The sequence below is a fragment of the Nocardioides sambongensis genome (genome assembly GCF_006494815.1).
Lineage (GTDB): Bacteria > Actinomycetota > Actinomycetes > Propionibacteriales > Nocardioidaceae > Nocardioides > Nocardioides sambongensis.
The window spans coordinates 156318-172404 of record NZ_CP041091.1 but is presented as its reverse complement, the minus strand read 5'-3'; the positions used below and the strand labels follow the sequence as shown (position 1 = coordinate 172404).

13 protein-coding genes are annotated in these 16087 nt (G+C 71.8%); 1 reads left to right on the top strand and 12 read right to left on the bottom strand.

The features are described 5' to 3' along the window. Positions 1–110: 110 nt before the first annotated feature. The 10 genes from FIV43_RS00845 to FIV43_RS00810 form a co-directional block, all read right to left on the bottom strand. Complete coding sequence (locus tag FIV43_RS00845; RefSeq protein ID WP_231123916.1) at positions 111–1040, bottom strand: GGDEF domain-containing protein; 930 nt, start codon at positions 1038–1040, stop codon at positions 111–113. Continuing rightward, on the bottom strand, positions 1010–2710 hold the full coding sequence (locus FIV43_RS00840; RefSeq protein WP_141012600.1) for an EAL domain-containing protein: 1701 nt from the start codon (positions 2708–2710) through the stop codon (positions 1010–1012). Before FIV43_RS00840 ends, FIV43_RS00845 begins: the two co-directional genes overlap by 31 nt. A 119-nt stretch (positions 2711–2829) precedes the next feature. Further along, on the bottom strand, positions 2830–4416 hold the full coding sequence (gene guaA / locus FIV43_RS00835; protein WP_141012599.1) for a glutamine-hydrolyzing GMP synthase: 1587 nt from the start codon (positions 4414–4416) through the stop codon (positions 2830–2832). A 315-nt stretch (positions 4417–4731) separates the two neighbouring features. Beyond that, on the bottom strand, positions 4732–5307 hold the full coding sequence (locus tag FIV43_RS24010; RefSeq protein ID WP_456237750.1) for a GMC oxidoreductase: 576 nt from the start codon (positions 5305–5307) through the stop codon (positions 4732–4734). Next, positions 5262–6497 (bottom strand): GMC family oxidoreductase N-terminal domain-containing protein, encoded by a 1236-nt coding sequence (locus tag FIV43_RS00830; protein ID WP_456237749.1) that lies wholly within the window; start codon positions 6495–6497, stop codon positions 5262–5264. Before FIV43_RS00830 ends, FIV43_RS24010 begins: the two co-directional genes overlap by 46 nt. Beyond that, complete coding sequence (locus FIV43_RS00825; RefSeq protein ID WP_141012598.1) at positions 6494–8110, bottom strand: succinic semialdehyde dehydrogenase; 1617 nt, start codon at positions 8108–8110, stop codon at positions 6494–6496. The genes FIV43_RS00830 and FIV43_RS00825 overlap by 4 nt, the downstream gene beginning before the upstream one ends. Before the next feature lie 110 nt (positions 8111–8220). After that, positions 8221–9678, bottom strand: a complete 1458-nt coding sequence (locus FIV43_RS00820; protein ID WP_141012597.1) for an aldehyde dehydrogenase — start codon at positions 9676–9678, stop codon at positions 8221–8223. A gap of 17 nt (positions 9679–9695) precedes the next feature. Next, entirely contained in the window at positions 9696–9998 is a 303-nt protein-coding gene (locus FIV43_RS21795; RefSeq protein WP_231123590.1) for a hypothetical protein, read from the bottom strand. Beyond that, entirely contained in the window at positions 9946–10887 is a 942-nt protein-coding gene (locus FIV43_RS00815; RefSeq protein ID WP_231123589.1) for a hypothetical protein, read from the bottom strand. Before FIV43_RS00815 ends, FIV43_RS21795 begins: the two co-directional genes overlap by 53 nt. After that, positions 10884–12029, bottom strand: a complete 1146-nt coding sequence (locus FIV43_RS00810; protein ID WP_196780929.1) for a phosphotransferase family protein — start codon at positions 12027–12029, stop codon at positions 10884–10886. Before FIV43_RS00810 ends, FIV43_RS00815 begins: the two co-directional genes overlap by 4 nt. Positions 12030–12343: 314 nt before the next feature. Between FIV43_RS00810 and FIV43_RS00805 the strand changes: the two genes are divergently transcribed. Continuing rightward, positions 12344–13294, top strand: a complete 951-nt coding sequence (locus tag FIV43_RS00805; RefSeq protein WP_141012596.1) for a type IV toxin-antitoxin system AbiEi family antitoxin domain-containing protein — start codon at positions 12344–12346, stop codon at positions 13292–13294. Positions 13295–13387: 93 nt separating this feature from the next. Here FIV43_RS00805 and FIV43_RS00800 read toward each other — a convergent pair whose 3' ends face one another. Together FIV43_RS00800 and guaB are read right to left on the bottom strand one after the other, a co-directional pair. Continuing rightward, on the bottom strand, positions 13388–14494 hold the full coding sequence (locus tag FIV43_RS00800) for a GuaB3 family IMP dehydrogenase-related protein (protein ID WP_141012595.1): 1107 nt from the start codon (positions 14492–14494) through the stop codon (positions 13388–13390). Positions 14495–14546: 52 nt separating this feature from the next. Then, positions 14547–16049 (bottom strand): IMP dehydrogenase, encoded by a 1503-nt coding sequence (gene guaB / locus FIV43_RS00795; protein WP_141012594.1) that lies wholly within the window; start codon positions 16047–16049, stop codon positions 14547–14549. Positions 16050–16087: the final 38 nt, after the last annotated feature.

The window sequence follows — 16087 nt, the reverse complement described above, 5'->3', positions numbered from 1 at the left end:
CGTCCTCGGTGGTCGGAACCCGCCGTCCGCGGGCACCTCTGCGTTCTAGCACACAACGGCCCCATGCCGGGACGCTCACGCCGCACAGGAAGGATCGGGCGTCCAGCAGGTCAGCGGCGGCGCTTCGCCTGGTACATCCGGCGGTCGGCGATCTGGAGCAGGGCGTCCGGGTCGTCCCCGTCCACGCCCACCACGGCCATTCCGACGCTCGCTCCCACCTCGATCTGCTGCGCCCACTCAGCCGCGCGGACGACGCTCTGCACCCGGTCGCGGAGGTGGTCGGCCAGCTCTCCGCCCTGCCGCGCGTCGTCGAGGCGCAGCACCACCACGAACTCGTCGCCGCCGATCCGGGTGACCAGGTCGTTGGGGCCGACCGCGGCCGTCAGCACCTCGGCGACCGCCACCAGGAGCCGGTCGCCGACCGCGTGACCGCGCTCGTCGTTGATCCGCTTGAAGCCGTCCAGGTCGAGCATCACCACCGCGTACGCCGCCGTCTCCGACCGCACCACCGAGCCCAGCGTCTCGCGCAGCGCCACCCGGTTGCCGACCCCGGTCAACGGGTCGAGCCGTCCCTGCGCGCGGAGGCGCTCGTGCTCGCGGCGGTGCGGCGTGACGTCGGTGAGGGTGTGCAGTCGCAGCACCTGGTGGCCGTCGTCGAGCAGCTGGGTGCTGACCTCCACGGTCCGTACGTCACCGATGGTGGTGACCATCGCCGAGGTCGCCCCCGACCCGCGTTCGACCACCTCCTCGAGCGCGGGGATCCAGCTGGCGAGCTCGCGGCCGGGCAGCAGGTCCGGATCCACGTCGACCAGGGCGGCGAACGCCGGGTTGGCCAGGATGATCCGGTCGTCGCGGTCACACATCACGATCGGAGCCGTGGTCGTCGACACCACCCCGATCAACCGCTGGTAGGCCTCCTGCACCCGGGCGTCGAGGCGCCGCCGGCGACGGTCGGCGTGCAGCCACAGGATCAGCGAGGCGAGGCCGGCCACGACCAGCAGACCCGCCATCAGGGCGCCCGCCCGCACCGTCTCCCGCACCTCGGCCAACGCCGCCGACCGGGACTGCTCGGCCAGCAGCCAGCCGTCCAGCGACGGTACGTCGCGGACCGCCCAGAGCGGGTCGTCCTCGCTGGAGCCCTCGGCGTTCTCCCCGGCCTCCAGTCGCGGGTCGTCGGCCTGGGCGCCGATCCCCCTCGGCTGGAGGCCAGCACGTTGTCGCGGCCGTCGACCAGCGCGAGGTCCACGCCGTGTTGCGCGTGCAGCGCGACCAGCAGGCTCTGCAGCCCGTCCAGGCGCACCGTCGCGACGATCACCCCCTCGGTCGCGCCCCTGGCGTCGCGCACCGCGGCCGAGACCGCGATCGCCCACGGCCGGTCGGGCATCGCCAGCCGGAACGCCTCGGAGACGTAGGCCCCCGGGGAGGACAGCGCGCCCTGGAAGTAGTCGCGGTGGTCGAAGCTCTCCCCGACCACGTCCGGGATCCGCGGCTGGACCCCGAGCATCGTGCCGTCGGCATCGAGCAGGGCGGTGGTGGACATCGCGAGGCTGAAGTCGGCCAGGGTCGCCAGCACGTCCTCGACCCGCGCCGGGTCCTGGGAGGCCAGCGCCGCCGACGCGGGTCGGCTGCGCGCGCTCGCCGCCACCACGCCGCGGATCGCCGCCAACTCGCTCTCGATCCGCGCAGCGGCCAAGGAGTCGATCGACTCCAGCCGGTCCTGCGCGGCGCTCGCTGCCCGGTCCTCGGCCTGCAGCGAGCTGGCCACCGTGTAGACCAGCAGCCCGACCAGGATCAGCACCAGCAGCACGGCCAGGGCCCCGGTCACCCACCGGTCGCCGCGGCCGCCCGGGGTCGTGGTCGCGGCCGGTGCCGCGGCGAGGGGCGCGGGTCGGTCCTTCTCCAGCCCGAGGACGGCCGGCGGGCGGTCGTCTCGCAGCCGCTGCCCGATCTCGTCCTCGGCCAGCGGCGGGTCCAGCAGGAAGCCCTGCACGAAGGGGCATCCCAGCCGGCGCAGGGCCTCCAGCTGGCGGGGCTCCTCGACGCCCTCGCAGACCACCAGTACGCCGAGCGAGAGGCAGAACCTGATCAGGGACTCGGCCAGCTGCTCGTCGGCCGAGCCGGAGCCGAGGTGGCGCACGAAGGAGCGGTCGACCTTGATCCCGTGGACCGTGAAGCGCTGCAGGTACTCGAAGCTCGCGTTGCCGGTGCCGAAGTCGTCCAGAGTGACGTTGAAGCCGACCGCGGCGAGCTCGGCGGCGACCGCCTCGTGGCCCCGCCCGGCGCGGGACAGCACGGTCTCGGTGAGCTCCACGATCAGCGCGTCCACGGGCAGACCGGCCTCCCACACGATGCCCAGGAACCGCTCCGGCAGGGTGGGGTCGTCCAGGCCGAGCACCGAGAGGTTCACCGCGAGGCAGAGCTCCGCTCCGCCGGGCAGCCGCCGCCAGGCGGCGACCCGCGCCGCAGCCGTGGCCAGCACCGCCTCGTCCAACCGGGCGATCAGCCCGGCCTGCTCGGCGACCGGGAGGAAGCGGCCGGGGGTGACCAGCTCGCCGGTCTCCGGGTCGGCCACCCGGGCCAGTGCCTCCACGGCCACCATCGCCCCGGTCCGGATGTCGTAGCAGGGCTGGTAGATGACCCGGAGCAGGCCGTCGTCGAGTGCCGACTCGACCTCTGCCGGGGTCAGGGTCCGCCCGGACTCGACAGTCATGGCTCCCTTCCGAGACGGACGCGGAGCATCCGACTTCCCTCGGCCGAGAGTAGCGGCCCCTCGGGGTCCCGGGCCTCAGAACAGCCCGAGAAACCAGGATCGGGTCGGCGGCGACCCCGTCACTCCCACTCGATGGTGCCCGGCGGCTTGGAGGTGATGTCGACGGTGACCCGGTTGACCTCCGGCACCTCGTTGGTGATCCGGGTCGAGATCCGCTCGAGCACGTCGTAGGGAACTCGCGCCCAGTCCGCGGTCATCGCGTCCTCCGAGGTCACCGGGCGGAGCACGATCGGGTGTCCGTAGGTGCGGCCGTCGCCCTGGACGCCGACCGAGCGGACGTCGGCCAGCAGCACCACCGGGAACTGCCAGATGTCCCGGTCGAGACCGGCCGCGGTGAGCTCGGCGCGGGCGATCGCGTCGGCCTCGCGCAGGATGTCGAGCCGCTCGCGGTTGACCTCGCCGATGATCCGGATGCCCAGCCCGGGACCCGGGAACGGGTGCCGCCAGACGATCTCCGGCGGCAGCCCGAGCTGCTCGCCGACCAGCCGCACCTCGTCCTTGAACAGGGTGCGCAGCGGCTCGACCAGCTCGAACTCGATGTCGTCGGGGAGGCCGCCGACGTTGTGGTGGGACTTGATGTTGGAGGTGCCCGCCCCGCCGCCGGACTCGACGACGTCCGGGTAGAGCGTGCCCTGGACCAGGAAGCCGACCGAGGTGCCCTCGGGGGCGTCCTTGATGATCTCCAGCTCGGCGGCCTCGAAGGTGCGGATGAACTCGCGGCCGATGATCTTGCGCTTGGTCTCCGGGTCGGAGACGCCCGCCAGTGCGTCCAGGAACTGCTTCTCCGCGTCGACGACGACCAGGTTGGCGCCGGTGGAGGCGACGAAGTCGCGCTCGATCTGCTCGGTCTCGCCCTTGCGCATCAGGCCGTGGTCGACGTACACGCAGGTGAGCCGCTCGCCGATGGCCTTCTGCACGATCGCCGCGGCGACCGCGGAGTCGACGCCGCCGGAGAGCCCGCAGATGGCGCGGCCGTCCGGGCCGATCTGCTCCCGGATCCGCTCGATCTGCTCGTCGGCGATGTTGCCGATGGTCCAGGACTGGCGGCAGCCGGCGATGTCCCAGAGGAAGTGCTCGAGGACCCGCTGGCCGTGCTCGGAGTGCAGCACCTCCGGGTGCCACTGGACGCCGGCGAGGCGCCGCTCGACGTCCTCGAAGGCGGCGACCGGGGTGACCTGGGTGGAGGCGAGCACCTCGAAGCCGGCGGGGGCGGCGGTCACCGAGTCGCCGTGCGACATCCACACCTGGTGGGCGGTGGGGACGCCACCGAGCAGCGTGCCGGCGTGACCGACCTGCACCCGGGTCCGTCCGTACTCGCGGGCGCCGGTGGCCGACACGGTCCCACCCAGGCCCTTCGCCATCAGCTGGAACCCGTAGCACATTCCGAACACCGGGGTGCCCGTGGTGAAGATGGCGTCGTCGATCCCGGGGGCGCCGTCGGCGTAGACCGACGAGGGGCCGCCGGAGAGGATGATGGCGGACGGCTTCTTGGCCATCATCTCGGCGACCGGCATGGAGTGCGGGACGATCTCGGAGTAGACCCGCGCCTCGCGCACCCGCCGAGCGATCAGCTGGGCGTACTGGGCGCCGAAGTCGACCACCAGGACGAGGTCGTGGTCGTGCTCTGCCTGTTCCTCCGCCGTCATGGGCGAATCGTATCCAGGCCGGCTCCGCGCCCCTGAACCGCGGCGGCCGCGGGGGCGCGGCGGCCGGCCCCCGGCACACCGGCCGGAAAACGCACCAGAGCCCGGCCGGGGAGGGAGAGTGGCCGGGCCCTGATCGTCCACACGGCTGCTGAGCAGCGCCTGGACAGAGCCCGGACTTCGGGAGGGAGCGTGAAGGTCCGGACTCGTTAGCGATCAACGAGCCCGGACAACCCGGGTTACGCCGACGTGTCACAAGATCGGCAAGAGTTTCCGGGGCCCGCTCAACCGACAGCGGCACTCAACCGACGGCGACCCTCAACTGACGCCGACGATCGGCAGACGCAGGGCGGCCGGTGCGTGGGCCGGCACCACCGGGGCCCGCGGCGCGACCGGTTGCAGCCGCCGGTAGTCCTCCCCGAGGGCCGGGCGCGGGTCCGGCTCGCCCCGGTTCGGCCAGTACGCCATCGCCCGCTCCGCCTGCGCGGTGATCGTCAGCGACGGGTTCACCCCGAGGTTGGCCGAGATCGTCGAACCGTCGACCACGTGGAGTCCGTCGTACCCGTAGAGCCGGTGGTAGGGGTCGACCACGCCGGTCTCGGCGCTGTCCCCGATCGTGCACCCGCCGATGAAGTGGGCGGTCAGCGGCATGTCAAACGGCTCCCCGATGGTGCCGCCGGGGGTACCCCGCATGATCTCGGCCATCTTCCGGACGGCCTTGTTGGCGATCGGGATCCAGGTCGGGTTCGGCTCGCCGTGCCCCTGCTCGGAGGTCAGCGCCCAGCCGAAGGGCGTCCGGCGCGGCCGGGTGGTGATGGAGTTGTCGACGGTCTGCATGACCAGCGCGATCACCACCCGCTCCGACCAGTGCCGCAGGTCGTAGAGGTCGCGCACGTTGCGCCGCTGGCGCCACAGCTCCCCAGCCAGGTGCGCCAGCGCGGCCGGTCCCCACCGCCGTCGGTGAGCACGGTCTGCAGCAGCGACATCGCGTTCGACCCCTTGCCGTAGCGCACCGGCTCGATGTGGGTCACCTCGTCGGGGTGCCAGGAGGAGGTGATCGCCACGCCCTCGGTGTAGTCGACGCCGGAGTCCGCCGGTGCGATCGAGCCGAGCAGCGACTCGGAGTTGGTACGGGTCAGCACGCCGAGCCGGTCGGAGACGCCGGGCAGGTCACCGGTCGCCTTCAGCTTGTGCAGCAGCTTCTGCGTGCCCAGCGCCGCCGCCGAGAAGACCACCTGCTCGGCGGTGAAGGTCCGGCTCGCGCTCCCCCGCGACAGCTTCGCCTTGGTCCACCGTGCGTCGACCCGGTAGCCCCCTCCGGCCAACGGCCGCACCCGGGTCACCGTGGTCAACGGGTGCACCACGGCACCGTTGCGCTCGGCGAGGTAGAGGTAGTTCTTGACCAGCGTGTTCTTCGCGTTGTGCCGGCAGCCGGTCATGCACTCGCCGCAGTTGGTGCAGGTCGTACGACGCGGGCCGGCGCCGCCGAAGTAGGGGTCGTCGACCTCGGTGCCCTCGGACTGCTCGGGTCCGCCGAAGAAGACGCCGACCGGCGTGGGGTGGAACGTGTCGCCGACGCCCATCTCCTCGGCGGTGCGGCGCATCACCTCGTCGGCCGGGGTCGTGCCGGGGTACTCGTTGACGCCCAGCATCCGCTCGGCCTGGTCGTAGAACGGCGCGAGCTCGCTGCGCCAGTCGGTGATGTGGGACCAGGACGGATCGGTGTAGAAGGCGTCGAGCGGCTCGTAGAGGGTGTTGGCGTAGACCAGCGACCCACCACCGACGCCCGCGCCGGCCAGGATCAGGCAGTCCCGCACCGCGTCGATCCGCTGGATGCCGTAGCAGCCGGCGGCCGGCGCAAACAGGTAGCGCTTGAGGTCCCAGGAGGTGTCCGCGAAGTCCGCGTCGTCGAACCGGGCGCCGGCCTCCAGCACGCCCACCCGGTAGCCCTTCTCGGTCAGCCGCAGGGCGGTGACCGAGCCCCCGAAGCCGGAGCCGACGACGAGGACGTCGTAGTCGAAGTCGCGGCGCCGCTCGCCCGGCTCCCCCTGATCGGGCTGGTCGGGCTGCTCGGCCGCGCTCATGCGCGGCCCAGCTTCTTCATCAGGCGCAGGTTGAGCGTCATCACCTTCGCGTAGGTCTCCTCCGACATGCCGAGCATCGGGGAGAACCGCAGCAGCCGCTGGGTGGCCACCGACTGGGGCTCGGTGTAGCGCAGGATGCCCTCGCTGCCCTGGCGGCGCCCCATCCCCGACTCCCGCATGCCGCCCATCGGCGCCTCGATGCTGGCGAAGGTCGCCGCGAAGGCCTCGTTGATGTTGACCGTGCCGCACTTGATCTGGCGCGCCATCCGCCGGGCCCGGTCGCCGTCCTGGCTGTAGATCGAGGCGTTCAGCCCGTAGTCGCCGTCGTTGGCGCGCGCGACGGCGTCGGCCTCGTCGTGGAAGCGGTAGACCGACACCACCGGCCCGAAGGTCTCGTTGCCGAAGCAGATCATCTCGGGGCTGACGCCCTCCAGGATGGTCGGCTCGAAGAAGTACGGCGCGAGGTCGGGCCGCGCCCGGCCGCCGGTCCGGACCACGGCGCCCTTGGCGACGGCGTCCTCGACGTGGGCGGTGACGGTCTCCAGCTGACCCTCGGAGATCAGCGTGCCCATGTCGGACTCCCAGGAGAGCGTCGCGCCGAGCGTCAGCGCCTGGGTGCGCGCCACGAACCGCTCCATGAACCGGTCGTAGACCTGGTCGGCCACGAACATCCGCTCGGTCGAGACGCAGAGCTGTCCGGCGTTGGAGAAGCTGGCGCGCACGGCGCCCTCGGCGGCGCGCTCCACGTCGGCGTCGCGCAGCACCAGGATCGGGTTCTTGCCGCCCAGCTCCAGCGAGCAGCCGATCAGCCGCTCGGCGCACTGACCGGCGATCACCTTGCCGGTCGCCGTGGACCCGGTGAAGCAGATGTAGTCGGCACGCTCGATGATCGGTGGGCCGAGCTCGCGGCCGGGACCGGCGACCACCTGCCAGAGGTCCTTGGGGAAGCCGGCCTCCTCGAGCAACCGGGCGCCGAGCAGCGCCGAGAGCATCGTCTGGGCGTCCGGCTTGGCGACCACCGCGTTGCCGGCCAGCAGGGCGGGCAACCCGTCGCACAGCGCCATCGTGAACGGGTAGTTCCAGGGCGAGATGATGCCGACCACGCCCTTGGGGACCCGGTTGACCTCGACCCGGGTCAGGCCCGGCACCACCCCGGAGAGGCGCCGGGTCTCCAGGTGCTGGCGGGCGGTGCGGGCGTAGTAGCGGGCGGTGAGCGCGATGTGCAGCGGCTCGTCGAAGGCGTGCTTGCGCGCCTTGCCGGACTCGAGCTGGATCAGGTCGAGGATCTCGTCCTGCCGGTCCAGCACGATGTCGTGCAGCCGCAGCAGGGCCGCGGAACGGTCCTCCAGCGAGGTGCGGGCCCAGGCCGCCTGGGCGGCCCGGGCCCGGCGATAGGCCTCGGCCACGTCCTCGGCGCTGGACTGCGGGATGTGCGCGAGCGGCGACCCGTCGATCGGCGAGTGCACGGCAGCGGTGCGCCCGGTCGTCGAGAGCACCCGCCCGGTCAGCCGGTCCACCTGATCGGGCTCGAGGGCGTACGACGCCCGCGGGTCGTGCTCGGGGTCGTGGGGACCGTCGACGAGCGGGCCGGGGGCGGGGTTGGACGAACTCATGCCCACGAGCCTAGTGAGCCGGATCACCAGACGCTACCGATGGGTAACGGATGTGCGGTTTTACACACTGCCGCTCGATGTCAATCGCGCGCCACACCCGCCGGCCCACCTCACATCGCGGGAGCCGAGAGGTAGACGGACTTCAGCTCGGTGTACTGCGCCAGACCCTCGGGGCCGAACTCCCGCCCGAGGCCCGAGGCCTTGAAGCCGCCGAACGGCGCCGCGAAGTCCATCGTGTAGGTGTTCACGCCGTAGGTGCCGGCCCGGACCCGCCGAGCCACGTCGACACCGGCGTCGGAGTCCGCGGTCCACACCGTGCCCGCGAGCCCGTAGTCGGAGTCGTTCGCGATCCGGATCGCGTCGTCGACGTCGGTGTAGGGGATCACCGAGACGACCGGCCCGAAGATCTCCTCCTGGGCGATCCGCATCCGGTTGTCGACGCCCGCGAAGACCGTCGGACGCACGTACCACCCGCTCCCGAGGCCGTCGGGGCGGCCGGTGCCGCCGGTGAGCAGCGTGGCTCCCTCGGACCGGCCGATCTCGATGTAGCCGTTGACCCGCTCCTGCTGGCGACGGGCCACCATCGGCCCGATCTCCGAGGCCGGGTCGGCGGGGTCGCCGACCCGCATCGCGCCGATCCCCTCGGCCAGTGCGGCGGCAACCTCGTCGTGCCGGTCCCGGCTGACCAGGACGCGGGTCTGCGCGACGCACGCCTGACCGGAGTTCATCACCGCGAGGAACTTCATCCCCTCCACGACGGAGCCGAGGTCGGCGTCGTCGAGCACGATCGCCGCCGACTTGCCGCCCAGCTCGAGCGAGACCCGCTTGAGCTGCTCGCCGCAGATCGCGCCGATCCTGCGGCCCGCCGCCGTCGAGCCGGTGAACGCCACCTTGTCGACCCCGGGGTGACGGACCAGGTGCTCGCCGACCTCACGGCCACCGGCGACGATGCTCACCACACCCTCCGGCACGCCGGCCTCGGTGATCATCTCGGCGAGCAGGTAGCAGTCCAGCGGGCTCTCCGGAGCGGGCTTGACCACGACCGTGCAGCCGGCCAGCAGCGCCGGCACCACCTTCGAGATCACGGTGAACTGCGGGACGTTCCACGGCGGGATCGCGGCGACCACCCCGACCGGCTCGTGGCGGACCAGCACGTCCCCGCCCAGCGCTCCCGGCCGGGTCGCCTCCCAGGGGAACTCCCGGGCGATGCCGAGGAACGACTCGATCTGCATCCACGGCGCCGGCGCCTGGGCGAGGCTGGAGAACGAGATCGGCGACCCCATCTCGGTGGTGATCACCGAGGCCATCTCCTCCAACCGGGCCGCGTAGAGGCCGGAGAGGTTCTGCACGATCGCGATCCGTTCGGCCGGGCTCATCCGGGGCCACGGACCCTCGTCGAACGCGGTGCGCGCGGCCGCCACCGCCGCATCGATGTCGGCCACCGAACCCTCCGGCACCCGCGCGACGACCTCCTCGCTGTGCGGGGAGACCACCTCCAGCACGGCGTCGGTGGCGGGCTTGGTCCAGGCGCCGCCGATGAAGAGGGCGTCGCGGTCCAGCGTGGTCATGTGTCTCCTCGAAGGGATCAGGGGGCGAGGGTGAACCAGTCGGCGAAGCCGCTGGGGTCGTGACGACCGAGGGCACCGTGCTCGAAGAGCCCGTGTCCCTCGGCGGTGGCGGACGTCGTACCGAGTCCGGGGCCGGAGGCGACGGCGTGGCCGACGTGGTCGATCACGCCGAACATCACCCGGCCGGCGACGGCCGGGTCGGCCAGGTCGTAGGTGCGTCGCTCGGTGAACTCCGGCCCCTTCCACATGCCGTGCGTCCAGTCCGAGTCACCGCCGTAGCCGCCGCCGACGTGGATCGGTACGGCGAGCTTGGAGGTCACCTCGAGGACCAGCTCCTCGCCGGACGGGGTGGTGCACACGATGGTGGCGCCGGTCGGCACCCGGGTCCCCGAGGCGTAGCGGATCTCCACCCGCGGCCAGCCGAGCTGCTCGACCCGGCCGTCGGCCCAGGTGCGGGTGCAGTCGTTGAGGGTGCGGTAGCCGTCGGGGGTCTCCTGGATGATCAGCACCACGCAGAACTCCTCGAACCGCATCGGCACGTAGAGCCACCACATCCCTCGAACGCCGGGTCCGAGGGCTTGCCGGCGGGCGCGGCCTCGCCGACCGGGCGGACCCCCAGGAGCGGTCCCGGGTGCCGAGCCACACGTCGGGGGTGACCGCGATGTCGGAGCCGTCCACGCTGATCACGCCCTCCCAGGTGCCGACCTGGGCGAAGCGCTGCGCGTCGAGTGTCGTACCGGAGCCCTGACGCATCACGTGCGGCAGCTCCTGGACGACGTCGAACGAGCCCTCCCAGGTCAGGTCGAGCCCGATCCCCTCGGTCTCCTCCATCACCAGGCGCAGCCGGCGCAGCGGCTCGAGCACCTCGATCCGGTAGGCACCGACCTGCTGCGCCATCCGGTCGCCACCACGCGGGTCGGCAGCGTCGCTGAGGTGCACCGCGGTCTGCTCGCTGCGGCCGTCCAGCTCCCGCCGCAGCAGCACGAAGGCGTCCTTGGTGCCGAGGTTCGGGTAGAAGCCGAGACCGGTGATCAGGAACAGGTCGCCGGTGCGGTCGTGGCAGTTGAGGTAGCAGCGGTCGTAGAAGTTCCGGTCGCTGCTGCCGGCCCAGGCGACCGGCCGCGGCAGCTGGTGGATCGGGAACTCGTCCAGCGGCCCGAGGCCGACGTACTCCCCGTGCAGGCCGTGGTCGTTGTGTGCGGACGTCATGCGCCCACCTCCTCGAGCAGCCGCTCGAAGAGCGGGCGATGGTGGAACACTGCCTCCGGGTCGTCCGGACACTCGATCTCGCCGAAGTGGATCTGGCGGGCGCTGGTGCGCAGGAAGACGCAGCCCCAGCTGACCGCGGCGTGCACCTGGTACCAGGTCAGGTCGCCGGGCTCCACGCCGCTGAGCTCGGCGTAGGTGGCCGCCACGTCCTCGGCGGTCAGGAAGTCGGGCATGCCCGGCAGGTCCAGCATCGCCGCGATCTCCTGGAAGACGCGGTGCGCGAACACCATCCACGCCAGGTCCAGCTCGCGCGGCCCGAGGGTGGCCATCTCCCAGTCGAGCACCGCCACCGGGGTGAAGTCGCGATACATGATGTTGCCGATTCGGGAGTCACCCCAGACCAGCACCGCCTCCTCGGTCGGCGGGAGGTTCGCCTCGAGCCAGGCCAGGCCCCGCTCGATCAGCGGCGAGCGCGGCGAACCCTCCGGGGCGTTCGACGCGAAGTCGTACCAGGCGCGGGTCCTGGCCAGGTTGCGTGCCAGTGCGGTCCGACCGGGGTGGCCGGTGACGGCCGGGTCGAGGAAGCCGAACGTCGTGGTCGGGTCCGGGATCCGGTGCAGCCGGGCGAGCACCTCGACACTGCCCCGCAGGAGCCGCTGCTGCTCGGCCGGGTCGGCGTCGTAGAGCCAGTTGTCCCCGAACGTGTAGGGCAGCACGTCCGGCGGCACCGCCCCGTCCAGCCGCTCCATCAGGAAGAACGGCGTGCCCAGCACCTCCCCGGTCGGCTCGTTCAGACCCACCGGCGGCACCGGCACCCCGGCCAGCTGTCCGGAGAGCCGCATCGCGTCGTACTGGTCGGTGAGCCGGTACTCCGGGAACACCGGCAGGTCCTCGGCGGCGGGCGCCACGCGGGCGACGTACTCCCGGGTGCGGCGCTGGCCGCTCTCGCCGCTGGTGATGGCGAGCAGCACGGTCTCGCTGGACATGCCGTTGGTCTGCACGCCGTCGTGGACCACCACCTCGGGATCGGCCCCCGGCGGCAGCACGCTCGCCAGCCAGGTGGTGAGCGCTCGCTGCATGCCGACGGGGTCCCGGCTCGACCGCTGGAGTGTCATGTCGGCCGGTGGCGGTGACTGGGTCACGTTCCCTCCTAGGTCCCGTGTGACGTGGGTCTCAGCATGGGTGGAACGTGTTCTAGGTGTCAACGAGTGGAGGGGTTTGATTTGACGCGTGTCAGCGGCGCGGGTGCGGGTTTCACCGGCTGACCGGGGAAACCCGCACGACACGCCGTGAAGCACCGGCGTGTCGTGCGGGTTTCGGCCGACAAGTTCACCGCCCTCGCGCCAGATCGCCCCAGATCGGCCCCGACACCGTGCACAGCGGCCCCGAACGCCCGGCCATCCACAGGGCGCCGCGGGCCCCGGTTCGCCGCTCGCCCCTCGGTGAGGCCAACTGCATGACACTCTTCTCGACCATCGACCTGCGCCACGACCACCTCCTGATGACCCACGAGCTCATCGCCTCCGGCTACGACGACCGCGCCATCCGTCGCCTCGTTGACCGTCGCGTGCTACGCCGCATCGGCCACGGCGCCTACCTGCCGACCGACCACTGGGACGGCCTATCCGAACCCGGCCGCCGGCGCGCTCAGGCCCTCGCGGCCCTACGCCGGGCGAAGCAGCACGTCGTACTCGCCGGACCGAGCGCCGCCGACCAGTACGACGTCCCGGTGTGGGACATGGGCTCGAAGGTGCACCTTGCGCGGGTCGATCGGCGGGCGGGGCGCAGCTCCGAGGCGATGACGCAGCATCGCCCGGCGTTCGTCGCCGAGGACATCACTGTCCGCAACGGCATCCCGCTGACGAGCGGCACGCGGACGGCACTCGACATGATCGCCCTCGCCGACGTACCTCACGCGCTGGTCACGGTGAACGGCCTGCTCCATGCCGGCGAGACCACGATGGAGGACCTCGAGCGGCGGGTTCGGGGCATGCGGCACGATCCGCACACCCTGGCGACGCCCGTGGTGCTGGCGCTCGCCGACAGGCGTTGCGAGTCCGCCGGGGAGTCGCTGGCGCTGCACCTGTGCTGGACCGGCCACCTGCCGAGGCCCGAGCTGCAGTACGAGGTGCGCGACCGGCACGGCCGGATCGTCGCGCGGCTGGACTTCGCCTGGCCCGAGCTCGGCCTGTTCATGGAGTTCGACGGCCGCGCCAAGTACGAACGTCACCGGCGCGACGGGGAGTCGGTGGCTGACGCCGTACTGCGGGAGAAGGCGCGCGAGGACCTGGTGCGCGAGCTCACCGGATGGCGCTGCATCCGGATCGTCTGGGCCGACCTGTTCCGGCCGACGGCGACGGTCGGCCGCATCCACCGGGCGATGGCAGCGGGACGGCGAGCCGCCTGAGTGGGGAACCTGTCAGCCGAAACCCGCACGACACGCCGATGGCGCACGGCGTGTCGTGCGGGTTTCACCGGCTGACCGGGGAAACCCGCACCTTCAGGCCGTGACGACCTCGACCCGCTGGAACTCCTTGAGCTCGGTGTAGCCCGTGGTGGCCATCGAGCGCCGCAGCGCACCGACCAGGTTCATCGTGCCGTCGGCGACCCGCGAGGGTCCGAAGAGGATCTCCTCGATGGTGCCGACCTGGTCGAACTGGACCCGCTTGCCGCGGGGCAGGTCGGCGTGGTGCGCTTCGGCGCCCCAGTGGAAGCCGTGGCCGGGGGCGTCGGTGGCGCGGGCGAAGGGCGAGCCGACCATCACGGCGTCGGCGCCGCAGGCGATCGCCTTGGCCACGTCGCCCGACGTGCCGATCGAGCCGTCGGCGATGACGTGGACGTAGCGGCCACCGGACTCGTCGAGGTAGTCGCGGCGTGCGGCGGCCACGTCGGCGACCGCGGACGCCATCGGCACCGCCACGCCGAGCACGGTGCGGGTGGTGTGCGCGGCGCCGCCGCCGAACCCGACCAGCACCCCGGCCGCGCCGGTTCGCATCAGGTGCAGCGCCGCAGTGTGGGTGGCGCAGCCGCCGACGATCACCGGCACGTCGAGCTCGTAGATGAACTCCTTGAGGTTCAGCGGCTCGGACTGGCTGGAGACGTGCTCTGCGGAGACGGTGGTGCCGCGGATGACGAACATGTCGACGCCGGCGTCCACGACCGCCTTCGCGAACTCCTTGGTCCGCTGCGGGGACAGCGATCCGGCCACGGTCACCCCGGCCTCACGGATCTGGCGGACCCGTTCGGTGATCAGCTCGGCCCGGATCGGCGCGGTGTAGATCTCCTGCAGTCGCCGGGTACCGGCGACGCCATCCAGTCCGGCGACCTCGGCCAGCAGCGGCTCCGGGTCCTCGTAGCGGGTCCAGAGGCCCTCGAGGTTCAGTACGCCGAGCCCGCCGTACCGGCCGATCGCGATCGCCGTGTCGGGCGACATCACCGAGTCCATCGGCGCCGCCACGATCGGCAGCGAGAAACGGTAGGCGTCGATCTGCCAGTCGGTGCTGACTTCCTCCGGGTCGCGGGTGCGCCGCGAGGGGACGATCGCGATGTCGTCGAAGGAGTACGCCCGGCGGGCGCGCTTGGCACGGCCGATCTCGAAGTCCGTCACCGGGCCATTCTCCCACCCGTCGCGGACCGGTGTCGAAAGGGCTCGCGCAGGGTCAGCGACCGGCGTAGTTCGGGGCTTCGACCGTCATCTCGATGTCGTGCGGGTGGCTCTCCTTCAGCGACGCCGAGGTGATCCGGACGAACCTGCCCTTGGCCTGCAGCTCGGGGACGGTCCGGGCGCCGACGTAGAACATCGACTGCGAGAGGCCGCCGATGAGCTGGTGCGCGACACCGGCCAGCGGCCCCTTGTAGGCGACCTGGCCCTCGATGCCCTCGGGCACGATCTTGTCGTCGCTGGCCACCTCGGCCTGGAAGTAGCGGTCCTTGGAGTAGGACTTCTTGCCCCGGCTGGACATCGCGCCCATCGAGCCCATCCCCCGGTAGGACTTGTACTGCTTGCCGTGGTGGAAGACGACCTCGCCGGGCGACTCCTCGCAGCCGGCCAACATCGACCCGATCATCACCGACTCCGCGCCGGCGACGATCGCCTTGGCGATGTCGCCCGACTGCTGCAGTCCGCCGTCGGCGATCACCGGCACGCCCGCGGGACCGGCGGCCAGCGAGGCCTCGTAGACGGCCGTCACCTGCGGTACGCCGCAACCGGTGACGACCCGGGTGGTGCAGATCGACCCGGGGCCGAAGCCGACCTTGACGGCGTCGGCGCCGGCGTCCACGAACGCCTGGGCGCCCTCCCGGGTGGCGACGTTGCCGCCGATCACCTGGACGTGGCGCGTGGCCGGGTCGGTCTTGAGCCGGCGGACCATGTCCAGCAGCAGCGTGACGTGGCCGTGAGCGGTGTCCGCCACCAGTACGTCGACCCCGGCGTCGATCAGCGTGGTCGCCCGGTCCCAGGCGTCGCCGAAGTAGCCGATCGCGGCCCCGACGAGCAGCCGCCCGCTGCCGTCCTTGGAGGCGTGCGGGAACTGCTCGGACTTCACGAAGTCCTTCACCGTGATCAGCCCGCCGAGACGCCCGTCGGCGTCGACCAGCGGCAGCCGCTCGCGCTTGTGCTTGCGCAGCAGCGTGGTCGCCTCGTCCCGGCTGATCCCGACCTGCCCGGTGATCAGCGGCATCGGCGTCATCACCTCGTCGACCTTCGTGGTCGACCACTCCGCGACCGGGGTGAAGCGGAGGTCGCGGTTGGTGCAGATGCCGAGCAGCCGGTTGTCGTCGTCGACGACGGGCAGGCCGGAGACGCGGTACTCACCGCAGATCCGGTCCAGCTCCTCCAGGGTGGCGTCCGGACCGATGGTGATCGGGTTGGAGATGATCCCGGTCTGGGTCCGCTTGACCAGGTCGACCTGGTAGGCCTGCTCCTCGGTGGAGAGGTTGCGGTGCAGGATGCCGATGCCGCCCTGGCGGGCCATCGCGATCGCCATCCGCGACTCGGTGACGGTGTCCATCGCCGCGCTGACCAGTGGCGCGCGCAGCGAGATCTCCCGGGTCAGCCGGGAGGTCGTGTCGATGTCGTCCGGCACCAGGTCGGAATGACCCGGCAGCAGCAGGACGTCGTCGTAGGTAAGACCGAGCGATGCGAACTTCTCCGGGACCTCCACCCCTCCAGTCTAGGGCCGCGCTTGACGAGTCCGACACG